The following is a 22926-nucleotide window of genomic DNA, read 5'->3' on the forward strand; positions in this document are numbered from 1 at the left end:
CAATTACCCATTACCCATTACCAATTACCCATTACCCATTACCAATTACCCATTACCCATTACCAATTACCAATTACCCATTATGATTTCTACTATCCCAAATTCTGGTACTGAAAATCTTGCTAATGTGCGGTTACAAATTCGTGCTTTACAACCGCAGTTAATAGAATGGAGACGACGCATACATCAAAAACCAGAGTTAGGTTTTCAAGAAAAACTGACTGCTGAGTATATTTCCCAAAAGTTGCAAAGTTGGGGAATAGAACATCAAACTGGTATCGCGGAAACTGGCATTGTGGCTATTGTCAAAGGTGAAAAATCTGGACCTGATAAAGTTCTAGGTATCCGTGCTGATATGGATGCTCTGCCAGTTAAAGAGGAAAATGAAGTACCTTATTGCTCCCAGCATGATGGAGTGATGCACGCTTGCGGACATGATGGACATACAGCGATCGCAATGGGTACAGCATACTACCTACAACAACATCGTCAAGAATTCAGCGGTACTGTAAAAATCATCTTCCAACCCGCAGAAGAAGGTCCAGGTGGTGCAAAACCGATGATTGAAGCTGGAGTCTTGAAAAACCCAGATGTTGATGCCATGATCGGTTTACATTTGTGGAATGATCTGCCAGTGGGGATTGTCGGAGTTCGTCCAGGTGCTTTTATGGCAGCTATCTCCTATTTTAACTGTACAATTTTAGGCAAAGGTGGACATGGTGCGCTACCTCATCAAACAGTTGATTCAGTGGTAGTTGCAGCCCAAATTGTCAACGCCTTGCAAACAATTGTAGCGCGGAACGTCAACCCCTTAGAATCAGCAGTAGTGACAATAGGTGAACTCCACGCCGGCACAAGAATGAATGTAATTGCTGATACAGCAAGGATGAGTGGATCTATCAGATATTTTAACACTGACTTAGCAGGATTTTTTGAAAAACGGATTGAACAAATTATTGCTGGAGTTTGTCAAACTCATGGCGCTAATTATGACTTAGAATATGTCAATCTTTATCCTCCAGTCATTAACGATCCAGAAATAGCAGAGTTAGTGAGAAGTGTAGCAGAAACAGTAGTAGAAACACCTGTGAATATTATCCCAGAATGTCAAATTATGGGTAGTGAAGATATGTCATTTTTCCTGCAAGAAGTTCCTGGTTGTTATTTCTTTTTAGGTTCTGCCAATGCTGAGAAAAAATTAAATTATCCTCATCATCATCCGCGTTTTGATTTTGATGAAACAGCGTTAGCTATGGGTGTAGAAATCTTTGTTAGATGTGTCGAGAAATTTTTGAACTAATCTAATCTAATGTGATAATTGTGGGATAGGCATCTTGCCTGTTCCTAAATTTTAATAATTTTATAATAAGTTTATAAAATTTGTACAATTTATTCATTTATGGAATATAATAGTGTAAATGTATTAGTGACCATTGGCACGGTAAATTTTGATCAATTGGTAAATTTCTATATTCAGTTACTAGAACAAGAACCAAAAAAGATGATACCTAATGTTTATGCTGAGTTTAACATCCTGAGTTTAACTTTAGGTATATTTAAACCAAAGAAAAATGATGAATCAGAATTTGTAAGCAATAGCAAAAGTCCGCTAAGTTTGTGTATAGAAGTGAGTAATTTAGAAAATGCGATCGCACACCTCACATCTTTAGGTTATCCCCCACCGGGAAAGATTTCTATAGCATCCCACGGTAGAGAAATTTACGCTTATGACCCCGATGGCAATCGTTTAATATTACATCAAGGTTATTAGTTATTAGTTATTAGTTATTTTTACCCAATCACCAGTCACCAGTCACCAATCACCAGTCACCAATCACCAATCACCAATCACCAATCACCAATCACCAATGTCCATCACACAAAATTACAAATTAAATCTTATTCAATGGTATCCTGGCCACATTGCCAAAGCTGAAAAAAATCTCAAAGAACAGTTAAAAAGGGTAGATGTGATATTAGAAGTGAGGGATGCACGTATTCCCTTAGCTACAAACCATCCGCAAATGAATGAATGGGTGGGGAGTAAGTCGCGGGTGTTAGTAATTAACCGTTTAGATATGATTTACCCCCAAGTGCGATCGCTGTGGGTAGAATGGTTTAAAAGCCAAGAACAAGTCCCTTATTTTACTAATGCTCAACATGGTCAAGGTATCACAGCCATAGCTAAAGCAGCGCAAGCAGCCGGGGTAGAATTGAATGAACGCCGAAAACAAAGAGGAATGTTACCCCGTCCAGTGCGTGCGGTAGTGATTGGTTTTCCTAATGTGGGAAAATCAGCATTAATTAACCGCTTGCTAGGAAAACGGGTTGTTGAAAGTGCTGCGCGTCCGGGGGTGACTCGTCAACTACGATGGGTGAGAATTTCTGAACAATTAGAATTATTAGATGCACCTGGTGTTATTCCTGCTAGATTAGATGATCAAGCAGCCGCAGTCAAATTAGCAATTTGTGATGATATTGGCGAAGCATCCTATGATAATCAATTAGTGGCGGCTGCTTTTGTAGATATTTTAAACGAACTGCAAGAAAGCCATCCTCATTTATTACCACCACACCCATTACTTTCACGCTACGAAGTTGATTCTATTATTCACACAGGAGAAGAATATTTGCACGTTCTCGCAGAACATCGTTATAAAGGAGATGTTGAACGCGCTGCTAGAACTTTAGTTAGCGATTTTCGCAAAGGACTTTTAGGTAATATACCTTTAGAAATTCCACCACATTGATTTGACAACGGTTTCCAGGCTTTTTTGAGTAGTAAATGAGTGGTTTGAGTAGAAATTGACTAGTTAAAAGTCGGGACTGTAACCAGAGGCGATCGCCCAAGTAGCAAGTTGACAATTCTGCCTCACAGATGATCTGAGTCACTAACGTTAGAAAGCTTTAGGTCAATTTTGATGGTAGCTGCTATCGTGAATGTGTGTAACACTAGGAAACTACCTGAAGTTAGTTTTTAACAGGAGATCAGGGAATGGCTATTGCTACCATTAATCCCGCTACGGGGGAAACTCTGAAAGTATTTGAACCGCTTGAGGATGGTGAAATAGCGGCTAAAGTGGAATTAGCCCAGCAAAGTTTTCAGGAGTATCGTCAAACAAGTTTTAAGGAGCGATCGCAATGGTTACTCCAAGCAGCGAATATTTTAGAACAGGAAAAGGCTGATTTTGCCAAAATCATGACCCTGGAAATGGGTAAAACCTTAAAATCTGCGATCGCAGAAGTGGAAAAATGCGCCCTGGTTTGTCGTTACTATGCCGAAAATGCTGCCAGTTTCTTAGCTGATGTCTCAGTTAAAACCGATGCAAGTCATAGCTTCATAAAATATCAACCATTGGGGGTTATTCTCGCCGTTATGCCCTGGAATTTCCCTTTTTGGCAAGTTTTTCGGTTTGCAGCACCGGCATTAATGGCGGGCAATGTAGGTTTACTCAAACACGCCTCTAATGTCCCCCAATGTGCCTTAGCAATAGAAGATATTATCAACCGTGCAGGTTTTCCCCAAGGAGTTTTTCAAACATTATTAATAGGTGCTACAAAAGTAGCTGATTTAATGGCAGATGATCGGATCAAAGCTGCTACATTAACTGGAAGTGAACCCGCAGGTGCTTCTTTAGCGGTTGCATCTGGTAAACAAATTAAAAAAACTGTCTTAGAATTAGGGGGAAGTGACCCTTTTATAGTCTTAGAAAGTGCTGATTTAGAATTAGCAGTAGCCACCGCAGTCACCGCACGAATGATCAATAATGGTCAATCTTGTATAGCAGCTAAAAGGTTTATTGTTGCTGATCAAATTGCAGATGAGTTTGAAAAAATGCTCTTAGCAAAATTCCAAACTTTGAAAATCGGTGATCCTTTGGCTGATGATACAGATATTGGACCATTAGCAACACCCGATATTCTCCAAGATTTAGAAAATCAGGTGAAAATTGCGGTAGAAAATGGTGCTAAAGTCCTCACAGGTGGTAATGCTTTAAAAGATCAACCTGGCAATTTTTACCCACCTACTATTATTATAGATATCCCGGTAGAACATCCTATTGCAAAGGAAGAATTTTTTGGACCAGTGGCTTTATTATTCCGAGTTAGGGATATTAATGAAGCGATCAAATTAGCTAATGATATACCCTTTGGTTTAGGTGCAAGTGCCTGGACAAATAATGAAGCAGAAAAAAAACGCCTCATTCAAGAAATTGAAGCCGGGGCAGTATTTATTAATGGCATGGTTAAATCTGATCCGCGTTTACCTTTTGGGGGTATTAAACGTTCTGGATATGGAAGAGAGTTAAGTATTCAAGGTATTCATGAATTTGTGAATATCAAGACAGTTTGGATGAGGTGACAGGTGACAGGTGACAGTAAGAAGGCAAAAGGCAAAAGTTTAAAAATTCATTCTTTCTTCTTCCTCCTGACTCCTGACTCCTGACTCCTGACTCCTTTAATTATTACTTTGAGGAAATAATCATGAATACTGCTGAATTATTGGTACAGTGTTTAGAAAATGAAGGTGTACAGTACGTTTTTGGTTTACCTGGTGAGGAAAACCTGCACGTTTTAGAAGCTTTAAAAAAATCCTCCATTCAATTTATTACCACTCGTCATGAACAAGGTGCTGCATTCATGGCCGATGTTTATGGGAGGTTAACTGGTAAGGCGGGGGTTTGTCTTTCTACTCTTGGTCCTGGTGCTACTAATTTAATGACTGGTGTAGCTGATGCTAACTTAGATGGTGCGCCATTAGTAGCTATTACCGGACAGGTGGGAACAGATAGAATGCACATTGAGTCTCATCAATATTTAGATTTGGTGGCTATGTTTGCCCCGGTTACTAAATGGAATAAACAGATAGTTAGACCGAGTATTACACCAGAAGTAGTCAGAAAAGCCTTCAAGCGATCGCAAACAGAAAAACCTGGTGCTGTTCACATTGACTTACCAGAAAATATTGCAGCCATGCCCGTAGAAGGCAAACCTTTACAAAGAGATCACATTGAAAAAACCTATGCAGCTTTTGCTAGTATTCGCGCTGCATCTGCGCTTATTTCCCAAGCAGTAAACCCGATCATTTTAGTAGGAAATGGAGCAATTCGCGCCCAAGCTAGTGACGCTGTAACCCAATTTGCTACCCAATTAAATATTCCTGTTGTTAATACCTTCATGGGTAAAGGAGTAATTCCCTATACCCATCCTTTGGCTTTATGGTCTGTAGGATTACAACAAAGAGATTTTATCACCTGTGGTTTTGATCATGCAGATTTAGTCATCGCAATTGGTTATGATTTAATCGAATTTTCTCCTAAAAAATGGAATCCTGAAGGTAATATTCCCATTGTACATATTGCAGCTACTTCCTCAGAAATTGATAGTAGTTATATTCCCAAAGTGGAAGTAGTAGGGGATATTTCTGATGCACTGAATGAAATTTTAAAAGTCGCTGATAGACAAGGTAAACCTAATCCTTATGCTATTAGTTTACGGCCAAATATTCGCGCAGATTATGAAAGATATGCCAATGATGATGGATTTCCCATTAAACCACAAAAATTAATTTATGATTTGCGGCAGGTAATGGGACCCGATGATATTGTAATTTCTGATGTCGGCGCACATAAAATGTGGATGGCTAGACATTATCATTGTCATAGTCCGAACACTTGCATTATTTCTAATGGTTTTGCAGCAATGGGAATTGCTATTCCTGGCGCTTTAGCTGCTAAATTAGTCTATCCCAATCGTAAAGTTGTTGCTGTCACCGGTGACGGTGGTTTTATGATGAACTGTCAAGAATTAGAGACAGCTTTGCGGGTGGGTACTGCTTTTGTCACCTTAATTTTTAATGATGGTGGCTATGGTTTAATTGAGTGGAAACAGGAAAATCAATTTGGTAAAGGTAACGCTGCTTTTGTCCATTTTGGTAATCCTGATTTTGTTAAATTAGCGGAAAGTATGGGTTTAAAAGGTTATCGCGTTGAGTCTGTAACTGATTTAATTCCTGTTTTAAAAGAAGCTTTAATTCAAGATGTCCCTGCTGTTATAGATTGTAGGGTAGACTATCGAGAAAATCGCAAGTTTACGCAAAAAGCTGATGAGTTAAGTTGTGAGATTTAGGTGATTGGTAATTGGTAATTGGCGATCGGGAAAAATATAATTACCCATTACCTATTACCGATTACCCAGAAAATGAATTTGGTGGGTTATCAAGTGAAGTTGAGATGATATCTAAGATTTAAGGATGTACAGGATGTTATTTTATATCCTTAAAAATAATATCTGATATAATCAAGATTAACCAAAAAAGCAGACATCTAAACTTCACTAACTTTAATTTTTTCTCTGTGTCCTCTGTGCCTCTGTGGTTCGTTAAAAAAAGTTATCTACCATCAATAAAAAATAAAAAATATCAAAAATAGAACGCGGATGAACGCAGATAAACACAGATAAACCAAATCCTGTAAATCCTAAAATCCTGGACATTATGATTCTGACAAACTTATGATTGCTATTAAAAATCAACTGACACTACAAGAATTTCTCACTCTTCCAGAAGAGGATATGACTTATGAATTAGTTAACGGGGAAGCAAAAGCAAAAATGTCACCAAAAAGATTCCATTCTCGATTAACTATTGCATTATGTTTAATTCTCACACAATGGGCAGAAAATAAAGGGGAAGTAGGTATAGAATGGGCAGTTATTTTAAAACTTTGCGGTAAAGATTGGGTCCCTGTTCCAGATTTATTATATGTTTCTTATTCCCGTTTTCCGAGTGATGTCATTGAAAATGAACCTTGTCCTATTTCTCCTGATTTAGTTATAGAAATTATCTCACCTGATCAATCTTTTGGAGAAATGAGTGCTAAAGCTACAAATTATCTAGATGCAGGTGTAATGAGGGTTTGGGTAATAGATCCGAAAGCGAAAACGGTAACTATATTTTATCCTGATGCACGTCCCCAAACAAAAAGGGGTAATGATAGTTTAGAAGATTCTCTATTTCCAGGTTTGGTAATTTCTGCGGAACAAATTTTTCAACAAGCGGGTATTCCTTAAAGTTAGGGAATAGGGAATAGGAAATAATTATTTACCCATTACCCGTTACCAACATCTTTTAAATTGTATCAGGATCTACTCCTAATTCTCTCAATTTCTGCACTAATAATTGAGCGCGGTTTTCAGATTCTTGGGCGCGATTTTCGGCTTCTTGGGCGCGATTTTCGGCTTCTTGGGCGCGTATTTGTGCTTCTTCTTTTTCTAATTTCTCCCTTGCAGCACGTTCATCACCTGTAGGTATTACCATTCCTTGTTGATCACACCAACGTAACCAAATATCATTTCTCCCTTCAAATTCTCCTTCCCAAAATGTCACACCTAAGTTAATATCTGATAACCAAGTTTCTGAGGTTTTTGCATAATGTCTACCGACTAATTGATAAATGTGTAATTGATCTTCTCCTAGTTCTTGATTCGGATCGTAAACTAGATAATAGTTGACTTTCATTCTTTCATATATTTTCAGTTTTTTGGTGAGTTCTTCCCCTTCTTGGTTAGAAACTATTTCCATGACTAATTCTGGTGATTTACCAAATTTCCACACCATGTAACAACGATTTTGTTTTTTCCACCATTCTTCGGGAGTTTGCACATCAAAACTAATAAAGACATCGGGTACTATTGCAGGTTCTCCATCGGTATGATAAATTCCTACATTGGCTTCTATTAAACAAGGTTGTAATTCTGAATCACTGTAAAGCGAACTAACTAAAAGTCGTTGTTGTTTTGCAGATGGAAAGTTATCCACAGGTGTATCGTCTTCTGTAATCAGTAAATTAGCATCTGGAATATAGTGATCATCAACTTTGTCTAAAAGTTGTTCAGTCATGATTTTTATTCACTTATTCAATAGCGTTATTTTAATTATACTTGGTATTAAAGTTTCGCGCAAAGGCACAAAGAAGCAAAGGTGCAAAGTAAGAAGATAATTGATAGAATTATGATCAAAAAAGTTGCTTTTATAGATTCCTGTCATAAATAAATATTCTGACTCCTGTACGGGTTTAGCAGTGCTACACCCTTACTGACTCCTCACTTCTGATAAAAAATGTTAAATTTTCCTCAGTTTGCGGTAATCTTTCCAAGTATTGATGTCAATAACCACACAAGTTGAGGATATCGCTGTGACTAAGTTTTTATTTGTAACTGATCTAGATAATACTCTTGTTGGTGATGATCAAGCTTTGCTAGAATTGAGCGATCGCCTCGAAAATCATCGTCAACAACATGGTACAAAAATAGTCTACTCTACAGGTCGCTCTCCGATTCTGTACCGCGAACTGCAACAGGAAAAGAACCTCATCCCACCTGATGCACTGGTTTTATCTGTGGGTACGGAAATTTATCTCGATGGTAGCGATACTCCCGATCCCCAATGGTCAAAAATTCTTGCTCCCGGATGGCAAAGGGAAACTATACTGGATATTACCCAAAAATTCCCCGAATTGGAGTTACAACCAGAATCCGAACAACGTCTTTTTAAGGTCAGTTTTTTCTTAGAAGAAAAACTTGCAAGTATTATACCACAACTTGAGGCAGAATTGCAAAAACTTCAACTTAATATAAAATTAATTTATAGTAGCGGTATAGACCTTGACATTTTGCCCCTTACCAGCGATAAAGGTCAAGCAATGCAGTTTCTACGACAAAAGTGGCAATTTGCAGCCGAGCAGACTGTTGTTTGTGGTGATTCAGGTAATGATATTGCTTTATTCGCAGTAGGTGAGGAACGGGGTATCATTGTCGGTAATGCTAGACCAGAATTACTACAATGGCACAATCAGTATCCTGCTGAATATCGTTACTTAGCACAAAAGCATTGTGCTGCGGGGATTATGGAAGGATTAAAATACTTTAAGTTCCTAAAATGATAAGCTATCTCAAAGGTATTGTGGCTGGTGTGCAAACGGTTAGCGCGAATCGCACGATTCTCACGTTAGAGGTAAATGGCATTGGGTATGATTTACAAATCCCCCAACGTCTCGCTAACCAATTAAGTAATACTGGTGATGTGGTACAAATTTTTACCCATTACCAGATTCGGGAAGAAGTTCCTGTACTCTATGGGTTTTCTTCCCCTGCGGAAAGAGATTTATTTCGTCATCTGCTGTCTGTGAGTGGTATTGGTTCAGCTTTAGCGATCGCTCTTTTGGATACTTTGGAATTACCAGAGTTAGTACAGGCGATCATTGCTGCTAATATTAATATGCTCATTCAAACCCCTGGTGTGGGTAAGAAAACTGCTGAACGCTTATCTTTAGAACTCAAAAGTAAACTGATTGAGTGGCGTAAGTCAGCAGGGTTTTTTGTGGCTACCGGTGGTCCAGCACCAGGTATTTTGGAAGAAGTGCAAATGACTCTCTTTGCTTTGGGTTACACTCCCCATGAAGTTAGTCATGCTTTGCACGTTGTTAGCGAAGATATTGGTTTAACTAAAGATGCCTATGTGGAGGATTGGATTAAACAAGCGATCGCTCATCTTAGCAGTAGTGAAGCAGTTCAGATGGCAGGTGGCAGGTGACAGGTGACAGCTTTGGTCTTTTTAACGAACCGCAAAGTACGCAAAGGACACAAAGGAAAGAAGGTTACAGAGGTATTTTGCGTGCGTCATCAGTAAATTATCTGTTTATTTGTGTTGAAAATTGGGACTTGGGAATTAGAAAATCCAAAATCTAAAATCTAAAATCTAAAATCCAAAATGAGTAATCCTTACGCTTGGATACAGGAATCTTTAACAACTATTCATCGGGCTGATTGGTATCGTTCTGTACAAACTATTGGCAGTCTACCCGGTGCGGTTGTGTTGTTATCTGGGCAAGAGGTGATTAATTTTGCTAGTAACGATTATTTGGGATTAGCAGCAGATGAAAATTTAAAAACATCGGCTATTCAAGCTATTCAACAATTCGGCACTGGCAGCACGGGTTCTAGATTACTCACTGGACATCGGGAATTACACAGGGAATTGGAACAGGCGATCGCATCTACCAAACAAACGGAAGACGCTGTAGTATTTAGTTCTGGTTATTTAGCAAATATCGGTACAATTACTGCTTTGGTGGGAAAGCGAGATTTAATTTTATCAGATCAATATAACCATTCCAGCTTAAAAAATGGGGCAATTCTTAGCGGTGCAACCATCATAGAATATCCCCATTGTGATATTCTGGCGTTGACGGCAAAGTTAAAGCAAGAACGTCAAAAATACCGACGTTGTTTAATTATCACCGACAGCGTTTTTAGTATGGATGGTGATTTGTGTCTTCTTCCAGAACTGTTGGATCTAGCAGACGAATATAGTTGTATGCTGCTGATAGATGAAGCACACGCTACCGGAGTTATGGGAAAAACGGGGGCAGGTTGTGTGGATCATTTTGGTTGTACAGGCAGAGAGTTAATCCAAGTTGGCACATTAAGCAAAGCTTTGGGAAGTTTAGGCGGTTATGTGGCGGGAAGTCATCAATTAATTGACTTTCTCAAAAACCGCGCACCTAGTTGGATATACACTACTGCCCTATCACCAGCAGACACAGCAGCAGCTTTAGCAGCAATTCAGATAGTACAACAACAACCAGAACGCCGTCAGCGATTATGGTCAAATGTTGATTATTTAAAACATTTGGTTACAGAAAATTTAACTAAGTTAACACCTAAGTTAACACCTAACTTAAAAATCTTACCTTCCCAATCTCCGATCTTCTGTTTTCAATTACCTGATGCGGCTACAGCTTTAACAGCAGGTAAGAAGCTAAAGGAAGCGGGTATTTTTGCTCCTGCTATCCGTCCTCCCACAGTACCAACAAGTCGTATTAGGGTGACAATTATGGCAACCCATGAAAAAGAGCATATTAATAAGTTAGTGAATACTTTAGGAAGTGTATTAAAAAAAGTGTAGTTAGAAAATAATTCCTGCTGGTTATTGGAAGATATATAACTCCCTTGGATCATACACATATCATACCAGAAAAAAAGTGTATGTCAATATCAATGGCTGAAAAAACCAAAACTCGTTAAATAGTTGAGAATTTATAGCAATAATCTTGAGAATGGCTAGGGTTTATTGCGAAAATGAGGGTGCAAAACTTTTTTGGCACATTTCATATTTAAAAAGCTTATTAAATGTTTCCATCCCCTTGCGGGGAAAAGGTTATGAAAAACATGGAAGAACGTGACGTTAAGATCGCACAATTAGAAAGTTTCCATCCCCTTGCGGGGAAAAGGTTATGAAAAACACAGGAGGCGGATCGGATAAAAGCAGAAAAAGAGCGGTTTCCATCCCCTTGCGGGGAAAAGGTTATGAAAAACAGATAACCAGGGCATTAATGTTCTGATTCTCTTGTCTAATGTTTCCATCCCCTTGCGGGGAAAAGGTTATGAAAAACGCCGATGCAATCAACCGACTAGGTGGGCAAATCGTAGGGGCAAGTTTCCATCCCCTTGCGGGGAAAAGGTTATGAAAAACGTTGAAACATCTAATCTCAATTTAAAATCTAAAACCATCTGATGTTTCCATCCCCTTGCGGGGAAAAGGTTATGAAAAACACTATATCAAGATATTGAATCTAGAAAAAGAATTGATAGCGGTTTGTTTCCATCCCCTTGCGGGGAAAAGGTTATGAAAAACCCTATACTCACGGAAACCTTGTTACATTTAGCTTTCAAAGGGCATTTGCGCCAAGCTACGGAAACAAAGATGTAACAAGCAAAGTCAGTATTCAATTTTCTTGGTACAGATTGCTGTTTCCAGCCAATAAAGATAATTTAACCGAAAAACTCCCAGATGTCAACCCAAAAAACCAACATTTTCTTAAAATCACAGAACATTACTAAATGTAAATCTTTATAGCTGCTTGCGCCAAACTTATCAAAGTTCTTAACATTCCGTTACAATCCCGCAAACGACGAAATATTAAGGATATTGGTAGTTAAAAAGCTGTATTTTCCCCAGTTCTCAAATTTACAAAAGTTAACCAAGTGGGTGTGAAAAATTGTCGTTATGACAAAGCAGGAGGCAGAAGGGAAAAGCAAAGTCAAACCACTGACTCCTGACTCCTGTACGGGCGTTCGCGAAGCGTGCTGGAAGCATCAGCATTCGGACGACCAATTATCAATTTTTATCACAGGCTATTTTCCTGTAAGGGCGAAGCATTCGGACGATAAATTATCAATTTTTATCACAGGCTATTTTCCTGTAAGGGCGAAGCATTCGGACGATAAATTATCAATTTTTATCACAGGCTATTTTCCGAATGCTTCGCCCCTACGACTCCTGACTCCTTGAACTGCAAAAGTGAGAAAATCTTCCCAAGTTGCTTCTACCCAAGTATCAGTGGGGATAGTTGTTAAAACTAAAGGAGAGTTAACCATAATTAATCATTGTATGCTGTTATTATTTAGTCTAACTCCAAAGATTGATCAATGTGGTGATAGTTAAAAGTTGATTTTTCCCAATCACCAATCACCAATCACCAATCACCAATCACCAACTTACTCTTTATACTTCTTTTCAACTTGCAAATATTGAGGAACACCCATCAAATTTTGAAAATCTTGAAAACCCATCAAACCCGATAAATTAGCTGTATTTCCCTGTTCTTTTAGATGTTGAAAACAATTACTCATTACTTCAGTGACAACCATCAGCGCAGTCAAGGGAAAAAAGACAATTTTAAAACCCAAACTTTGTAATTCTGCGGTTGTAATTTCCGGTGTTTTTCCACCTTCCACAATATTAGCAACTAAAGGAACATCAGGAAAAGAATCAGCAATGATTTCTAATTCTGCCACAGATTGGGGAGCTTCGATAAACAAAACATCTGCACCCGCATTAATATAAGATTTTCCTCGTTCAATAGCTGCTTCTAAACCCAACGGTGCGCGTGCATCAGTTCGGGCTATAATTACCAAACCACTATCACCACGAGCATCTACAGCAGCACGAATTTTTCCCGCGTGTTCCTGCATAGAAATAACTCGCTTACCTTCAAAATGACCACATTTTTTAGGCCATTCTTGATCCTCCAAAATTATCCCCGCTAAACCAATTTGTACCGCATCTTTTACCGTCCGCATCACGTTTAAAGCATTACCATAACCAGTATCACAATCAGCAATTAATGGTATATTAATTGATTGGGTTATTCTTCCCACACTATAGAACATTTCTGTAGCAGTGAGAAAACCATAATCAGGTAAACCCAAGGTAGAAGCAGCAATACCAAAACCGCTAGTAGCAGCAACTGGAAAACCCGTTTTTTCTACTAACTTCGCACTCAGACAGTCATAGACACCGGGAATAACAATAATTTCCGAACCTGCGAGTAATTCCCGCAATTTTTGAGAAGTAGACATCACCAAAATCATACAGTTAACATCTTTAATAATACCTTAATTTCACGGTTTAATAGATATTTTTCGTCAGTTATAATAATTTAAGGTAAAGGAATTTTCTCTGCAATTCTTCATGGTTGTTTTTGCATAATTTTGAGCATTTACTGAATGTTAGAAAAACTCAGATTAGCAAGATGAGCTTTTATTCCCAAACTTCGCAAATCAAAGTAAATCGGTAAACCACAGAAAATATCAAAACCTCCTCCCATCCCCCCAATGAGTAAGTTTTTGCAGTTAGCGATTTGGTTAAGGATAGGTAAATTTAAGTTCATATTTGTTTATGAAACAATAGTTGTCAATATCTACTATAAAATCTAATATTATTAGGACTTACGGAAGATGTGACTGAAAACCTTATTCTTGCGTAGGGGTAATTCATGAATTACCCCTACTTTCGTTCCCTTTTGCGTAAGTCCTGATTATGATAACCTAAAAACATAATACCCAGATCCCCGACTTCTTGAATAAGTTGGGGATATATCCACTTTCTAACCTACTGACCATAATTTGAAGAATAAATAATTCTCTAGTCCCTAGTCCCTAGTCCCTAGTCCCTGTTCCTGCCAATGACAAAACCCATAGAAGTCCGCAACCCCCGCACAGGTAAATTTGATTATGTCATCATTCCCCCCCCCCCGAAATTGCTTTCTCAGCAATGTCATCGACTCCGTAGGGGACAAAATGCTTGGCAAGAAATCGGTATAGAAGGTAGAATTGAAGCATTAAAACAATGGAAACAAGCGATATTAACAGAACGCAAATTATTAACAGATGCCTTAGTCAATGATACAGGTAGATTAGCAACATCAATATTAGAAATAGACTCTTTTTTAAATAGCATTGATAGATGGTGTAATTTAGCTCCCCAGCTATTACAAGAAACAGCCAAAAACACATCTATTCCCTTTATTGCTTTACATCAAACTGCTGTTCCTTACCCCCTAGTTGGTGTAATTAGCCCTTGGAATTTTCCCCTTTTATTATCTACAATTGATACAATTCCCGCCTTATTAGCAGGTTGTGCGGTGATAGTAAAACCGAGTGAACTTACACCCCGGTTTGTTGCACCTTTGATGACAAAATTAAATACAATTCCCCATTTAAAAGATGCCTTAAATTTTGTCGAAGGTGCAGGACAAACAGGAGCGGCTTTAATAGAAGAAGTAGATTTAATTTGTTTTACAGGTAGTGTAGAAACAGGAAGAGTAGTAGCAGAAACTGCCGCTAGAAACTTCATTCCTGCATACTTAGAATTAGGTGGAAAAGATCCCGCAATTGTCTTAGAATCAGCAGATTTAGATTTAGCAGCTTCCGCAATTTTATGGGGTTCTGTCGTCAACACAGGACAATCATGTTTATCAATTGAAAGAATTTATGTAGCTGAATCTATATATGAAGAATTTTATCATTTATTAGTCACAAAAGCCCATCGTTTGCAACTAGCATATCCCACAATTGAAAGCGGAGAAATAGGACCAATCATTTCTGAAAAACAAGCAGCAATTATTAACGAACATTTAAAAGATGCCGTTGACAAAGGAGCAATAATTCACTGTGGTGGTAAAGTAGAAGAAATAGGTGGTGGTTGGTGGTGTCGTCCCACAGTAATCACCAACGTTCACCATTTTATGAAAATCATGAACGAAGAAACCTTTGGTCCAATTATGCCAATAATGCCTTTTTCTAGTATTGAAGAAGCCATAGATTTAGCCAATGATTCTATTTATGGATTGAGTGCTGCTATATTTGCAGAATCAGCAGAATTAGCATTAGAAATTGGAATGCAATTAGATGTAGGAGCTATTAGTATTAATGATGCCGGTTTAACAGCTATAATGCACGAAGGAGAAAAAAACGCTTTTAAATTTTCTGGTTTAGGAGGTTCGCGCATGGGTCCTGCTGGTTTAAAACGCTTCCTCAGAAAAAAAGCCTTTTTGATTAAAATGAACACCAGTAAAGATCCTTGGTGGTTTCATGATTCAGAATAGGTGACAGGTGACAGGTGACAGGTGACAGAAAGAAATCTACCAATTACCAATTACCAATTACCAATTACCAAAATCACGATGTGGTTCATTTACCTGAAAATAGCTGTAATTTAGTATCATAACTACTTATTCACCAACAAGGTAAAAGCATGGCAAAAAGCGACAAAATCAACTTTTCCACTCCTAGCGGTTTTCCCGAATTTCTTCCCAGCGAAAAGCGTCTCGAAGTATATTTATTAGATATAATTCGTAAAGTTTTTGAAAGTTATGGTTTTACACCCATTGAAACCCCAGCAGTAGAAAGGTTAGAAGTGCTGCAAGCCAAGGGCAATCAAGGTGATAATATAATATATGGTATTGATCCAATTTTACCACCAAATCGCCAAGCTGAAAAAGATAAATCTGGGGAAACAGGTTCAGAAGCAAGAGCTTTAAAATTTGATCAAACTGTTCCTTTTGCTGCTTATATTGCCCGGCATTTAAATGAATTAACTTTTCCCTTTGCGCGTTATCAAATGGATGTAGTTTTTCGGGGAGAACGAGCAAAAGATGGACGTTTTCGGCAGTTTCGCCAATGTGATATTGATGTTGTGGCTCGTGGTAAACTCAGTTTATTATATGATGCCCAAATGCCAGCAATTATCACCGAAATATTTGAAGCTATTAATATAGGTGATTTTGTCATTCGCATCAACAACAGAAAAATTCTCACTGGGTTCTTTCAATCTGTAGGAGTAGCTGAAAACCAAATTAAAGCTTGTATTGGCATCATTGATAACTTAGAAAAAATCGGCGAAGCGAAAGTTAAACAAGAATTAGAAAAAGAAGGTATTTCTTTAGAACAAACAGAGAAAATAATTGAGTTTATCAAAATTGATGGTAGCGTTGATGATGTCTTAGATAAACTCAAATATCTAGGTTTAAACTTACCATCAGCCGAAGAATTTAATTTAGGAGTCAGTGAACTAGAAACCGTAATTAATGGAGTCAAAGATTTAGGAGTTGCTGATAAACGTTTCTGTATTGATTTATCTATTGCTCGTGGTTTAAACTATTATACAGGAACTGTTTACGAAACAAGTTTAATTGGACATGAAGCTTTAGGTAGTATCTGTTCTGGTGGCAGATATGAAGAATTAGTAGGAATGTTTTTAGGGGAAAAAATGCCGGGTGTTGGCATTTCTATCGGCTTAACGCGGTTAATTAGTCGCTTGTTAAAAGCAGGGATTTTGAATACATTACCACCCACACCAGCGCAGGTAATGGTAGTGAATATGCAGGAAGATTTAATGCCTGTTTATTTAAAGGTATCACAACAATTAAGACAAGCAGGAATTAACGTTGTTACCAATTTTGATAAAAAACAATTGGGTAAACAATTTCAAGCCGCAGATAAACAGGGAATTAGATTTTGTGTGATCATTGGTGCTGATGAAGCAGCAGCGGAAAAATCATCACTCAAAGATTTACAAACAGGTGAACAAATAGAGGTAGCTTTAGCAAATTTAGCGGAAGAAATTAAACAAAGGTTAGGTATAATTACATCAGTGTAATAAGTACCTAAACCTTCGTTTATGCGCTTTTTACGTGGTTTATTCGACAAGTTGATGGGCTTTTTCCAATAAAATTAATAGCAATGTCCAGTATTTTAATTTTATTGGACATTGCTAAATAATGAACCACGAAAAAACGTTCACCAAAGGTGTTCCCGAAGGGTAGAACACGAAGAGAAGAAGATAGATAATCTTACGATGTAGATTACTATCTTGCCATCCCCTCAAAAGGTGTGTAACCTTTGAGTGGTGAAAATTGCAATAAGGTGGTTGTTACAGCAGTTTTCATATCTTTAGACCACATGTTGACGCGAAACCTAAATCAAAATGTGGTTTATTTACCTGAAAATAGCTGTAAATTATCAACGTGGGGTGAAACACCTGATGGGTATAACACTACATCCAATATTCACAAGATCAGAAATATAATAATTGATGAATTGATTCCTTTGGCTAGGTATCAATTAATTAGGGCGATCGCACAACCATAGTAAAACTATCAAGTAAAACTATAACGGAACTGCGATCGCTTCTTTGATCAATTGATAATTGATAATTGATAACAACATAAATGAAGAATACATCAGAAAACACTTTAAAAACTGCTCAACAAGCATTTGAGCATTTTAAACAAGGACTAGAAACCGGTGAATGGCAAAATTTTCTTGATATGCTTACCGATGATTTTACCTTTTGGTTTCCAATGGGTAAATTTCAAGGTTTAAATACAGGTAAAGAACGAGCAAAAGAATTTTTTGAATATGTTTCTGAAGCCTTTAAACCTGGACTAAAGCTAACTTCTTTAGACAACATTACCAGCAACGAAAAAACAGTTATTTTTGAATTTCGGGATGAAGGCAACTTATTAGGACAACCTTATAAAAATCGGGTTGCAGTTGCCTTTGATGTGCGCGGTGATAAAATTTGCAGCTACAGAGAATACTTTGGTAGTGATGGTAAATCGTATTAAAGTCATTAGTTATTAGTCATTAGTTATTATTCAAAAACTTTTCCTCCCCTCCTGACTCCTGACTCCTATTTAATATTAATTTTTCTCCGCATCTAAACCATTAATTTCTCGACATTTAACCTCAGCAGCTTGATAAGCATCCAAATATTTTTGATCACCTAACATTACATCCCCATAATATTCATAAGGTGCATCACCATAAATGGGTAAAGGATCATCTTCAGGATAATCTTCCTCTGATTCTTCAATAATTGCTTTTAGCTTTTTCACAGTCAAACTTTGAGCAGGAAAATACCAAATGTTCTCTGCTTTTCTTTTTAAATGAGGAAAAGTCGGATCAATAATTACATTTTCTAACTCAATCCAAGCGTGTTCAACAGGTTTATATGGATGACCACTAAAAACTATAAAACCTTGAACATACTTTGCACCTTCGGTTGCTAAAACTGCTTTATAAGCATTATCAAAAGGTTTTTTCGCTTTACTTTTGATACTTTCGGCAACTTGCAAAGACAGTGATTCATCTAATAATTGATTCATGGTGACAATTATCTTCCTTTAATACAATCAACTCTATCATCTCTTAATTTTTGCTCTTGTAACCAAATTTTTATCAATTCATTAACAAGAGAAATATAAAAAAATAGATAAAAATTGCTTATATTTCGCCTTTAGCCGTTCTCTCGTCTCTCTTTCCCAGTATCCGACTAGGAATGCCATCATAGAGGCTCTGCATCTGCTATTATTGAAAGCAGAACCTTCCAGAATTAATGGGAGCATCCTTAACGGGTGACAAGACGGTTGAAGATGAGATGTGGCAATAATTTGAGAAAATAAGCGGGTAAAAAAATAGGGGCAAGGAAATGTATGCAATAGGTGGTTTCAATCCCTAATAGGGAGTAATTTGAATTGCAATTTGTATTTGAACCATCAAAAGGAATTAGACAGAGAAAATAATTTGTTTCAATCCCTAATAGGAGTAATTTGAATTGCAATTTATTAGCCAATGAAAGCAGAGGTTGGCAATATTTTAAGTTTCAATCCCTAATAGGGAGTAAGTAGGTAGGCGTTAAAATTTATCGTTATGGCAAGGCAAAAGGCAAGAGGGAAGAGACTTTCAGGGGATTTACCTTTTGTAACATACCTCGGTTTTTTCAAGCCGACTTACTTAATTTGAATTGCAATAGCAGGAGGCTGAAACCCAGTCTGTGTAAGGTGCGCGAGGGTCTAGAGAACATGAATAGCCTCAAAGTCAAGCCTATCAAGAGATACAGGCATTTTTTGACAACATCCATTTTTTACACCCACCCCCTCGCGCAAACACAAGAACAACAGCAACAGGCAAACTCTCAAAAAACTTATATCTGTCACAAGTCACCAGTCACCTGTCACCTATTTACCCAAGTCAGGAAAAACCTCTTGTACAGCGGGATGTACTAAACGATGATTTTTGACATTCAAACCTTTACCTAAAGCGGGGTTAACTTCTAAAGCTTTCACACCCAAATTAGCCAACTGCACAACATAAGGCAAGGTACTATTATTTAACGCTTGAGTAGAAGTCCAAGGTACAGCACCGGGCATATTAGGAACGCCATAATGTACCACACCTTCATCAATATATACTGGATTGGTGTGAGATGTGGCGTGTAATGTTTCCACACATCCACCTTGATCAACAGCCACATCCACAATTACCGAACCAGGACGCATTTGTTTCACCAATTCACGAGATACTAAAATAGGTGCTTTTTTACCTGGTATTAACACTGCACCAATGACTAAATCAGCTTCTTTAACTGCGGTTTCAATGTGAGCAGAATTGCTATAAAGTAATTCTACTCTAGAACCAAATAAAGTTTCTAAATAAGATAGCCGTTCTACATTCACATCTAAAATTTGTACTCCAGCACCCATACCTACAGCAATTTTAGCGGCTTCTGTTCCCACAACACCACCGCCTAAAATGACGACTTTACCAGGTTTAACTCCAGGTACACCGCCTAAAAGTACACCTCTACCACCTTGTTGACGTTCTAGAAATCTTGCCCCAAATTGTACAGCTAACCGACCAGCAATAATACTCATGGGCGTGAGCAAAGGTAGTCTATTTACTCCTGGTTGTTCGACAGTTTCATAGGCGATCGCACAAGTTCCAGCATCAATCAAATTTTCTGTTAATTGCCGATCAGCCGCTAAATGTAAATAAGTAAATAATAACAGGTCTTCTCGCAAAAACTTATACTCTGTTTTTAAAGGTTCTTTGACCTTAACAACCATCTCCCGATGCCATGCATATTCTGCTGTATCAACAATTTTTGCTCCCGCACTACGGTAATCATCATCTGTAAATCCAGCACCATCACCAGCCATAGTTTCTACAAACACAGTATGACTGCTTTCCGTGAGAACCCGCACACTAGAAGGACTCAAACCCACCCGAAATTCTTGATCTTTAGTTTCTTTAGGTACACCGATTTCCATTTATTTATAACCTCTAATTAACCTCTAATAATTTTGGATTCACTATGATTCACTCTAGAGTGCAGTATTTGTTCCACTCCGTCCGTATTCAATCATTCAAAATTGCAAATTTAGCGATCGCTCCTCCCTTGACGAATCTTCCACAGTTCTTACAATAGATAAAGAAACATTAAAAATTGTAAAGCAAGGGTTTGTATCACGCTATCCAAGATTCTTGCATAAGAACTTGCATAAGAATCTCAAGCTCAAACCCCATCACTATTTCAGAAAAGACAGTTAAGTTTCGTTTGCCAATCACCATTTTTTCAGAGAGGAACTTTTGATCATGACACAACCACAACCAACCGTCACCCCCAAATTAGAAGAACCCAAGTTTGGATTCAACGAATATGCTGAACGTTTAAACGGTCGTGCAGCTATGATTGGTTTTATCTTAATGGTCGTGATTGAATATGTCACTAATCAAGGTGTACTTGCTTGGTTGGGTTTGAAATAGTTTCCACCACAAGCCAACGATTTCAGATGTAAGCTAGAAATTAGAAGAGTAAAAACCAGTTGGATCAACCAGCTGGTTTTAATTTATGGAAAAAGTAGCGCAATATCTGTATAGAGTATGGTGAATTACCCCACATCTATTTTGAACCCAGAAAACTATAATGTGAGATGACTTGATAGCTAGAAATGATAATTGAATAGCAATTGCGCTATTGTGGAACAATTTACAAGAAAAGTTAGCGGAAAGAAAGCTGTGATGAACGCTATATTACCTCGTTTTTTGAAGTCAGCCTACCGGAAAGAACCTATCATTAGTGTATTAGTTACAATGGGTATAGTAGATGCACTGATTGGGGGTTTAGATGATAGCTGGTCTTTATTCACCTTTGGTTTAGGAACAACAGTAGTAGCTTTAGCCTTTAAATTATGGCGGGTGCAGCAGCAACCCCCCATGCCAGAGGAAACTGTGGTGCAACATTATTTACCACCTCAACCCTCTACTCCACCATTACCAATCATTACAGTTTCCAAGAAAAAACCACGTCAAAATAATTGAAAATTGATAATTGATAATTGATAATTATGGATTAATGCAGAAGAGAGAGATAATTGTGAGCAATGAAGCAAGCAGGGGAGGTAAGAGATTTATTTCCTCTGGACAGCTATGGAGTTGATCAAAATCACATGAAATAACAGCCAGAAAACGATACCAACAGGAGTTAACATCAAAATTAATCAACGTATTTCCGCAAATGAAAAATATATATCCTGCTCAGAGTTTGCTTGTTGAGGGGCGACAAGCAGGTTAAAGCAAAAGACACACAAAAAGAAATAGGTTAGCGCAGCCTTACTCACAAAGAAACGGTATTGTAAAAATGCACTCACATTCTCCCAAAAACTATGAAAAATCAAGTAGTTAATATAACTTATGAAATTGAACTTAAACCAGGGGAAAAATTTACTTTACCTGAATCTTTAACAGAAAGTATAGGAGCAGGAAATTGGATAATTACTATCCAACCAAAACCAAATTCTCCCATAGGTACTCGCAGCCATGACGCATTTTTAAAAGGCTACACTCCAGAAGACGAAGGACTTTATGACAACTATACAACCGGGTGAATTCTGGTTAGCTGATATTCCTTTTACAAGTGGTGTAAGTTCTAAAAAACGCCCCGTTCAATCACCAATCACCAATCACCAATCACCAGCAACAAAAAAACCCCCTGGATGGGGGACTGGAATTCAAGTGGAGTGAATAACCACAAAATAAATACCTACAGTAAATAGATTAATCCGAACAAAATTATCCAGATTACGTCCACAAAGTGCCAGTATAATTCAGCGGCTTCTATGCCGAAATGATGTTCATTGCTATAGTGTCCGGGAGTACGCGATCGCCACAACACTGCCAAAATCGCTAAAACCCCTATGGTTACGTGCAAACCGTGAAAGCCGGTGAGAACATAAAACGCACTAGCGAAAAGATTGGTAGTTAAACCAAATTCCAGATGAGTATATTCATAAACCTGGCCTACCAAGAAAATCGCACCCATCAGCGCAGTAATAGCTAACCAAGTACGCATTCCCTTTTCATCATTCTTTTTGATGGCAGTATCAGCATTGTGCATGACAAAACTACTGGCGATCAAATTGATAGTATTCACACCAGGTAACAACAGTTCTAACTCTGGTGTACCTTCCGGTGGCCAGACAGGTAAGGTAGAACGGAAAGCTAAATAAGCACCGAACATACCCATAAAAATCATACCTTCAGCAATCAGAAACACAACCAAACCAAATAAACGATGATCTGGATGTGCTTCATGATGGGCATCTACAGCCCCATGACGATTTTGTTCAATGATCGTAGTGTTAGCTATTTGACTTTGCATGAATTTTTTATTTGGTAATTGGTAATTGGTAATGGGTAATGGGTAATTGGGAATTGGGAATTGGGAATTGGGAATTGGGA

24 protein-coding genes and 1 CRISPR repeat array are annotated in these 22926 nt (G+C 37.9%); of the genes, 17 read left to right on the top strand and 7 right to left on the bottom strand.

Annotation, left to right across the window (positions count from 1 at the left end):
• The first annotated feature begins 82 nt into the window (after positions 1-82).
• The 6 genes from PN497_RS15765 (at position 83) to PN497_RS15790 (ending at position 7071) form a co-directional block, all read left to right on the top strand.
• Positions 83-1300, top strand: coding sequence for a M20 family metallopeptidase (locus tag PN497_RS15765; RefSeq protein ID WP_096569662.1), 1218 nt, complete (start codon positions 83-85; stop codon positions 1298-1300).
• 99 nt (positions 1301-1399) lie between these two features.
• A complete protein-coding gene (locus PN497_RS15770) occupies positions 1400-1771 on the top strand; it encodes a VOC family protein (protein WP_096569664.1) in 372 nt (123 codons plus the stop codon).
• A gap of 97 nt (positions 1772-1868) precedes the next feature.
• Positions 1869-2750: a ribosome biogenesis GTPase YlqF gene (gene ylqF, locus PN497_RS15775; protein ID WP_096569666.1), complete on the top strand. Its 882-nt coding sequence runs from the start codon at positions 1869-1871 to the stop codon at positions 2748-2750.
• Positions 2751-2995: 245 nt separating this feature from the next.
• On the top strand, positions 2996-4363 hold the full coding sequence (locus PN497_RS15780; RefSeq protein WP_096569668.1) for an NAD-dependent succinate-semialdehyde dehydrogenase: 1368 nt from the start codon (positions 2996-2998) through the stop codon (positions 4361-4363).
• A gap of 122 nt (positions 4364-4485) precedes the next feature.
• Positions 4486-6129 carry an acetolactate synthase large subunit gene (locus PN497_RS15785; RefSeq protein ID WP_096569670.1) on the top strand — a complete coding sequence of 548 codons (1644 nt, stop codon included), beginning with the start codon at positions 4486-4488 and terminating at the stop codon, positions 6127-6129.
• 384 nt (positions 6130-6513) lie between these two features.
• Positions 6514-7071 (top strand): Uma2 family endonuclease, encoded by a 558-nt coding sequence (locus PN497_RS15790; RefSeq protein WP_096569672.1) that lies wholly within the window; start codon positions 6514-6516, stop codon positions 7069-7071.
• 58 nt (positions 7072-7129) lie between these two features.
• Here the strand turns inward: PN497_RS15790 and PN497_RS15795 are convergent, their stop codons facing one another.
• Complete coding sequence (locus tag PN497_RS15795; protein WP_096569674.1) at positions 7130-7900, bottom strand: Uma2 family endonuclease; 771 nt, start codon at positions 7898-7900, stop codon at positions 7130-7132.
• A gap of 295 nt (positions 7901-8195) precedes the next feature.
• On the opposite strand from PN497_RS15795, the gene PN497_RS15800 reads away from it, so the two are divergent.
• From PN497_RS15800 to bioF, 3 genes are all read left to right on the top strand, one after another.
• Entirely contained in the window at positions 8196-8942 is a 747-nt protein-coding gene (locus tag PN497_RS15800) for a sucrose-phosphate phosphatase (protein ID WP_096572732.1), read from the top strand.
• The gene (ruvA, locus tag PN497_RS15805; RefSeq protein WP_096569676.1) at positions 8939-9592 is read left to right on the top strand and encodes a Holliday junction branch migration protein RuvA; all 654 of its coding nucleotides are present in this window, start codon (positions 8939-8941) and stop codon (positions 9590-9592) included. The genes PN497_RS15800 and ruvA overlap by 4 nt, the downstream gene beginning before the upstream one ends.
• Before the next feature lie 177 nt (positions 9593-9769).
• Positions 9770-10966 (top strand): 8-amino-7-oxononanoate synthase, encoded by a 1197-nt coding sequence (gene bioF / locus PN497_RS15810; protein WP_096569678.1) that lies wholly within the window; start codon positions 9770-9772, stop codon positions 10964-10966.
• A 226-nt stretch (positions 10967-11192) separates the two neighbouring features.
• Positions 11193-11695: direct repeats of the CRISPR family, unit length 37 nt; unit sequence GTTTCCATCCCCTTGCGGGGAAAAGGTTATGAAAAAC.
• Positions 11696-12309: 614 nt separating this feature from the next.
• Here bioF and PN497_RS15815 read toward each other — a convergent pair.
• The 3 genes from PN497_RS15815 to PN497_RS15825 all read right to left on the bottom strand — a co-directional run bounded on the left by PN497_RS15815 (position 12310) and on the right by PN497_RS15825 (position 13733).
• Positions 12310-12438 (bottom strand): hypothetical protein, encoded by a 129-nt coding sequence (locus PN497_RS15815; RefSeq protein WP_255427218.1) that lies wholly within the window; start codon positions 12436-12438, stop codon positions 12310-12312.
• A 120-nt stretch (positions 12439-12558) separates the two neighbouring features.
• On the bottom strand, positions 12559-13422 hold the full coding sequence (locus PN497_RS15820) for an isocitrate lyase/PEP mutase family protein (protein WP_096572733.1): 864 nt from the start codon (positions 13420-13422) through the stop codon (positions 12559-12561).
• A gap of 140 nt (positions 13423-13562) precedes the next feature.
• The gene (locus tag PN497_RS15825) at positions 13563-13733 is read right to left on the bottom strand and encodes a hypothetical protein (protein WP_187041540.1); all 171 of its coding nucleotides are present in this window, start codon (positions 13731-13733) and stop codon (positions 13563-13565) included.
• Positions 13734-14027: 294 nt separating this feature from the next.
• On the opposite strand from PN497_RS15825, the gene PN497_RS15830 reads away from it, so the two are divergent.
• The 4 genes from PN497_RS15830 (at position 14028) to PN497_RS15845 (ending at position 17972) form a co-directional block, all read left to right on the top strand.
• Positions 14028-15449, top strand: coding sequence for an aldehyde dehydrogenase family protein (locus PN497_RS15830; RefSeq protein WP_096569679.1), 1422 nt, complete (start codon positions 14028-14030; stop codon positions 15447-15449).
• Between the two features lie 149 nt (positions 15450-15598).
• On the top strand, positions 15599-17002 hold the full coding sequence (gene hisS, locus PN497_RS15835; protein WP_096569682.1) for a histidine--tRNA ligase: 1404 nt from the start codon (positions 15599-15601) through the stop codon (positions 17000-17002).
• A 242-nt stretch (positions 17003-17244) separates the two neighbouring features.
• Positions 17245-17493: a hypothetical protein gene (locus PN497_RS15840; protein ID WP_272110658.1), complete on the top strand. Its 249-nt coding sequence runs from the start codon at positions 17245-17247 to the stop codon at positions 17491-17493.
• Positions 17494-17573: 80 nt separating this feature from the next.
• The gene (locus PN497_RS15845; protein WP_096569686.1) at positions 17574-17972 is read left to right on the top strand and encodes a nuclear transport factor 2 family protein; all 399 of its coding nucleotides are present in this window, start codon (positions 17574-17576) and stop codon (positions 17970-17972) included.
• A 75-nt stretch (positions 17973-18047) separates the two neighbouring features.
• Here the strand turns inward: PN497_RS15845 and PN497_RS15850 are convergent, their stop codons facing one another.
• Both PN497_RS15850 and ald read right to left on the bottom strand, forming a co-directional pair.
• Positions 18048-18512: a hypothetical protein gene (locus PN497_RS15850; protein WP_096569688.1), complete on the bottom strand. Its 465-nt coding sequence runs from the start codon at positions 18510-18512 to the stop codon at positions 18048-18050.
• An 852-nt stretch (positions 18513-19364) separates the two neighbouring features.
• On the bottom strand, positions 19365-20456 hold the full coding sequence (ald, locus tag PN497_RS15855; RefSeq protein ID WP_096569690.1) for an alanine dehydrogenase: 1092 nt from the start codon (positions 20454-20456) through the stop codon (positions 19365-19367).
• A 325-nt stretch (positions 20457-20781) separates the two neighbouring features.
• On the opposite strand from ald, the gene PN497_RS15860 reads away from it, so the two are divergent.
• From PN497_RS15860 to PN497_RS15875, 4 genes are all read left to right on the top strand, one after another.
• Positions 20782-20952: a chlorophyll a/b-binding protein gene (locus tag PN497_RS15860; protein WP_096569692.1), complete on the top strand. Its 171-nt coding sequence runs from the start codon at positions 20782-20784 to the stop codon at positions 20950-20952.
• A 255-nt stretch (positions 20953-21207) separates the two neighbouring features.
• Positions 21208-21507, top strand: a complete 300-nt coding sequence (locus PN497_RS15865) for a hypothetical protein (RefSeq protein ID WP_096572734.1) — start codon at positions 21208-21210, stop codon at positions 21505-21507.
• Between the two features lie 344 nt (positions 21508-21851).
• Positions 21852-22073 carry a hypothetical protein gene (locus tag PN497_RS15870; RefSeq protein WP_096569694.1) on the top strand — a complete coding sequence of 74 codons (222 nt, stop codon included), beginning with the start codon at positions 21852-21854 and terminating at the stop codon, positions 22071-22073.
• Positions 22051-22209 (top strand): hypothetical protein, encoded by a 159-nt coding sequence (locus tag PN497_RS15875; protein WP_272110662.1) that lies wholly within the window; start codon positions 22051-22053, stop codon positions 22207-22209. The genes PN497_RS15870 and PN497_RS15875 overlap by 23 nt, the downstream gene beginning before the upstream one ends.
• Before the next feature lie 19 nt (positions 22210-22228).
• Here PN497_RS15875 and PN497_RS15880 read toward each other — a convergent pair whose 3' ends face one another.
• The gene (locus tag PN497_RS15880) at positions 22229-22846 is read right to left on the bottom strand and encodes a cytochrome c oxidase subunit 3 (RefSeq protein WP_096572735.1); all 618 of its coding nucleotides are present in this window, start codon (positions 22844-22846) and stop codon (positions 22229-22231) included.
• Positions 22847-22926 lie beyond the last annotated feature (80 nt).

The sequence above is a fragment of the Sphaerospermopsis kisseleviana CS-549 genome, assembly GCF_028329225.1.
Lineage (GTDB): Bacteria > Cyanobacteriota > Cyanobacteriia > Cyanobacteriales > Nostocaceae > Sphaerospermopsis > Sphaerospermopsis kisseleviana.

Excerpts from the sequence above, each read along its gene's own strand:
- PN497_RS15785 (WP_096569670.1), top strand. The coding sequence starts at position 4,486 with ATGAATACTGCTGAATTATTGGTACAGTGTTTAGAAAATGAAGGTGTA.
- ylqF (WP_096569666.1), top strand. The coding sequence starts at position 1,869 with ATGTCCATCACACAAAATTACAAATTAAATCTTATTCAATGGTATCCT.
- PN497_RS15870 (WP_096569694.1), top strand. The coding sequence starts at position 21,852 with ATGAAAAATCAAGTAGTTAATATAACTTATGAAATTGAACTTAAACCA.
- bioF (WP_096569678.1), top strand. The coding sequence starts at position 9,770 with ATGAGTAATCCTTACGCTTGGATACAGGAATCTTTAACAACTATTCAT.
- PN497_RS15825 (WP_187041540.1), bottom strand. The coding sequence starts at position 13,733 with ATGAACTTAAATTTACCTATCCTTAACCAAATCGCTAACTGCAAAAAC.
- PN497_RS15845 (WP_096569686.1), top strand. The coding sequence starts at position 17,574 with ATGAAGAATACATCAGAAAACACTTTAAAAACTGCTCAACAAGCATTT.
- PN497_RS15880 (WP_096572735.1), bottom strand. The coding sequence starts at position 22,846 with ATGCAAAGTCAAATAGCTAACACTACGATCATTGAACAAAATCGTCAT.
- PN497_RS15820 (WP_096572733.1), bottom strand. The coding sequence starts at position 13,422 with ATGTCTACTTCTCAAAAATTGCGGGAATTACTCGCAGGTTCGGAAATT.
- hisS (WP_096569682.1), top strand. The coding sequence starts at position 15,599 with ATGGCAAAAAGCGACAAAATCAACTTTTCCACTCCTAGCGGTTTTCCC.
- PN497_RS15875 (WP_272110662.1), top strand. The coding sequence starts at position 22,051 with ATGACAACTATACAACCGGGTGAATTCTGGTTAGCTGATATTCCTTTT.
- ruvA (WP_096569676.1), top strand. The coding sequence starts at position 8,939 with ATGATAAGCTATCTCAAAGGTATTGTGGCTGGTGTGCAAACGGTTAGC.
- PN497_RS15790 (WP_096569672.1), top strand. The coding sequence starts at position 6,514 with ATGATTGCTATTAAAAATCAACTGACACTACAAGAATTTCTCACTCTT.
- PN497_RS15765 (WP_096569662.1), top strand. The coding sequence starts at position 83 with ATGATTTCTACTATCCCAAATTCTGGTACTGAAAATCTTGCTAATGTG.
- PN497_RS15865 (WP_096572734.1), top strand. The coding sequence starts at position 21,208 with ATGAACGCTATATTACCTCGTTTTTTGAAGTCAGCCTACCGGAAAGAA.
- ald (WP_096569690.1), bottom strand. The coding sequence starts at position 20,456 with ATGGAAATCGGTGTACCTAAAGAAACTAAAGATCAAGAATTTCGGGTG.
- PN497_RS15860 (WP_096569692.1), top strand. The coding sequence starts at position 20,782 with ATGACACAACCACAACCAACCGTCACCCCCAAATTAGAAGAACCCAAG.
- PN497_RS15815 (WP_255427218.1), bottom strand. The coding sequence starts at position 12,438 with ATGGTTAACTCTCCTTTAGTTTTAACAACTATCCCCACTGATACTTGG.
- PN497_RS15795 (WP_096569674.1), bottom strand. The coding sequence starts at position 7,900 with ATGACTGAACAACTTTTAGACAAAGTTGATGATCACTATATTCCAGAT.
- PN497_RS15830 (WP_096569679.1), top strand. The coding sequence starts at position 14,028 with ATGACAAAACCCATAGAAGTCCGCAACCCCCGCACAGGTAAATTTGAT.
- PN497_RS15770 (WP_096569664.1), top strand. The coding sequence starts at position 1,400 with ATGGAATATAATAGTGTAAATGTATTAGTGACCATTGGCACGGTAAAT.
- PN497_RS15780 (WP_096569668.1), top strand. The coding sequence starts at position 2,996 with ATGGCTATTGCTACCATTAATCCCGCTACGGGGGAAACTCTGAAAGTA.
- PN497_RS15850 (WP_096569688.1), bottom strand. The coding sequence starts at position 18,512 with ATGAATCAATTATTAGATGAATCACTGTCTTTGCAAGTTGCCGAAAGT.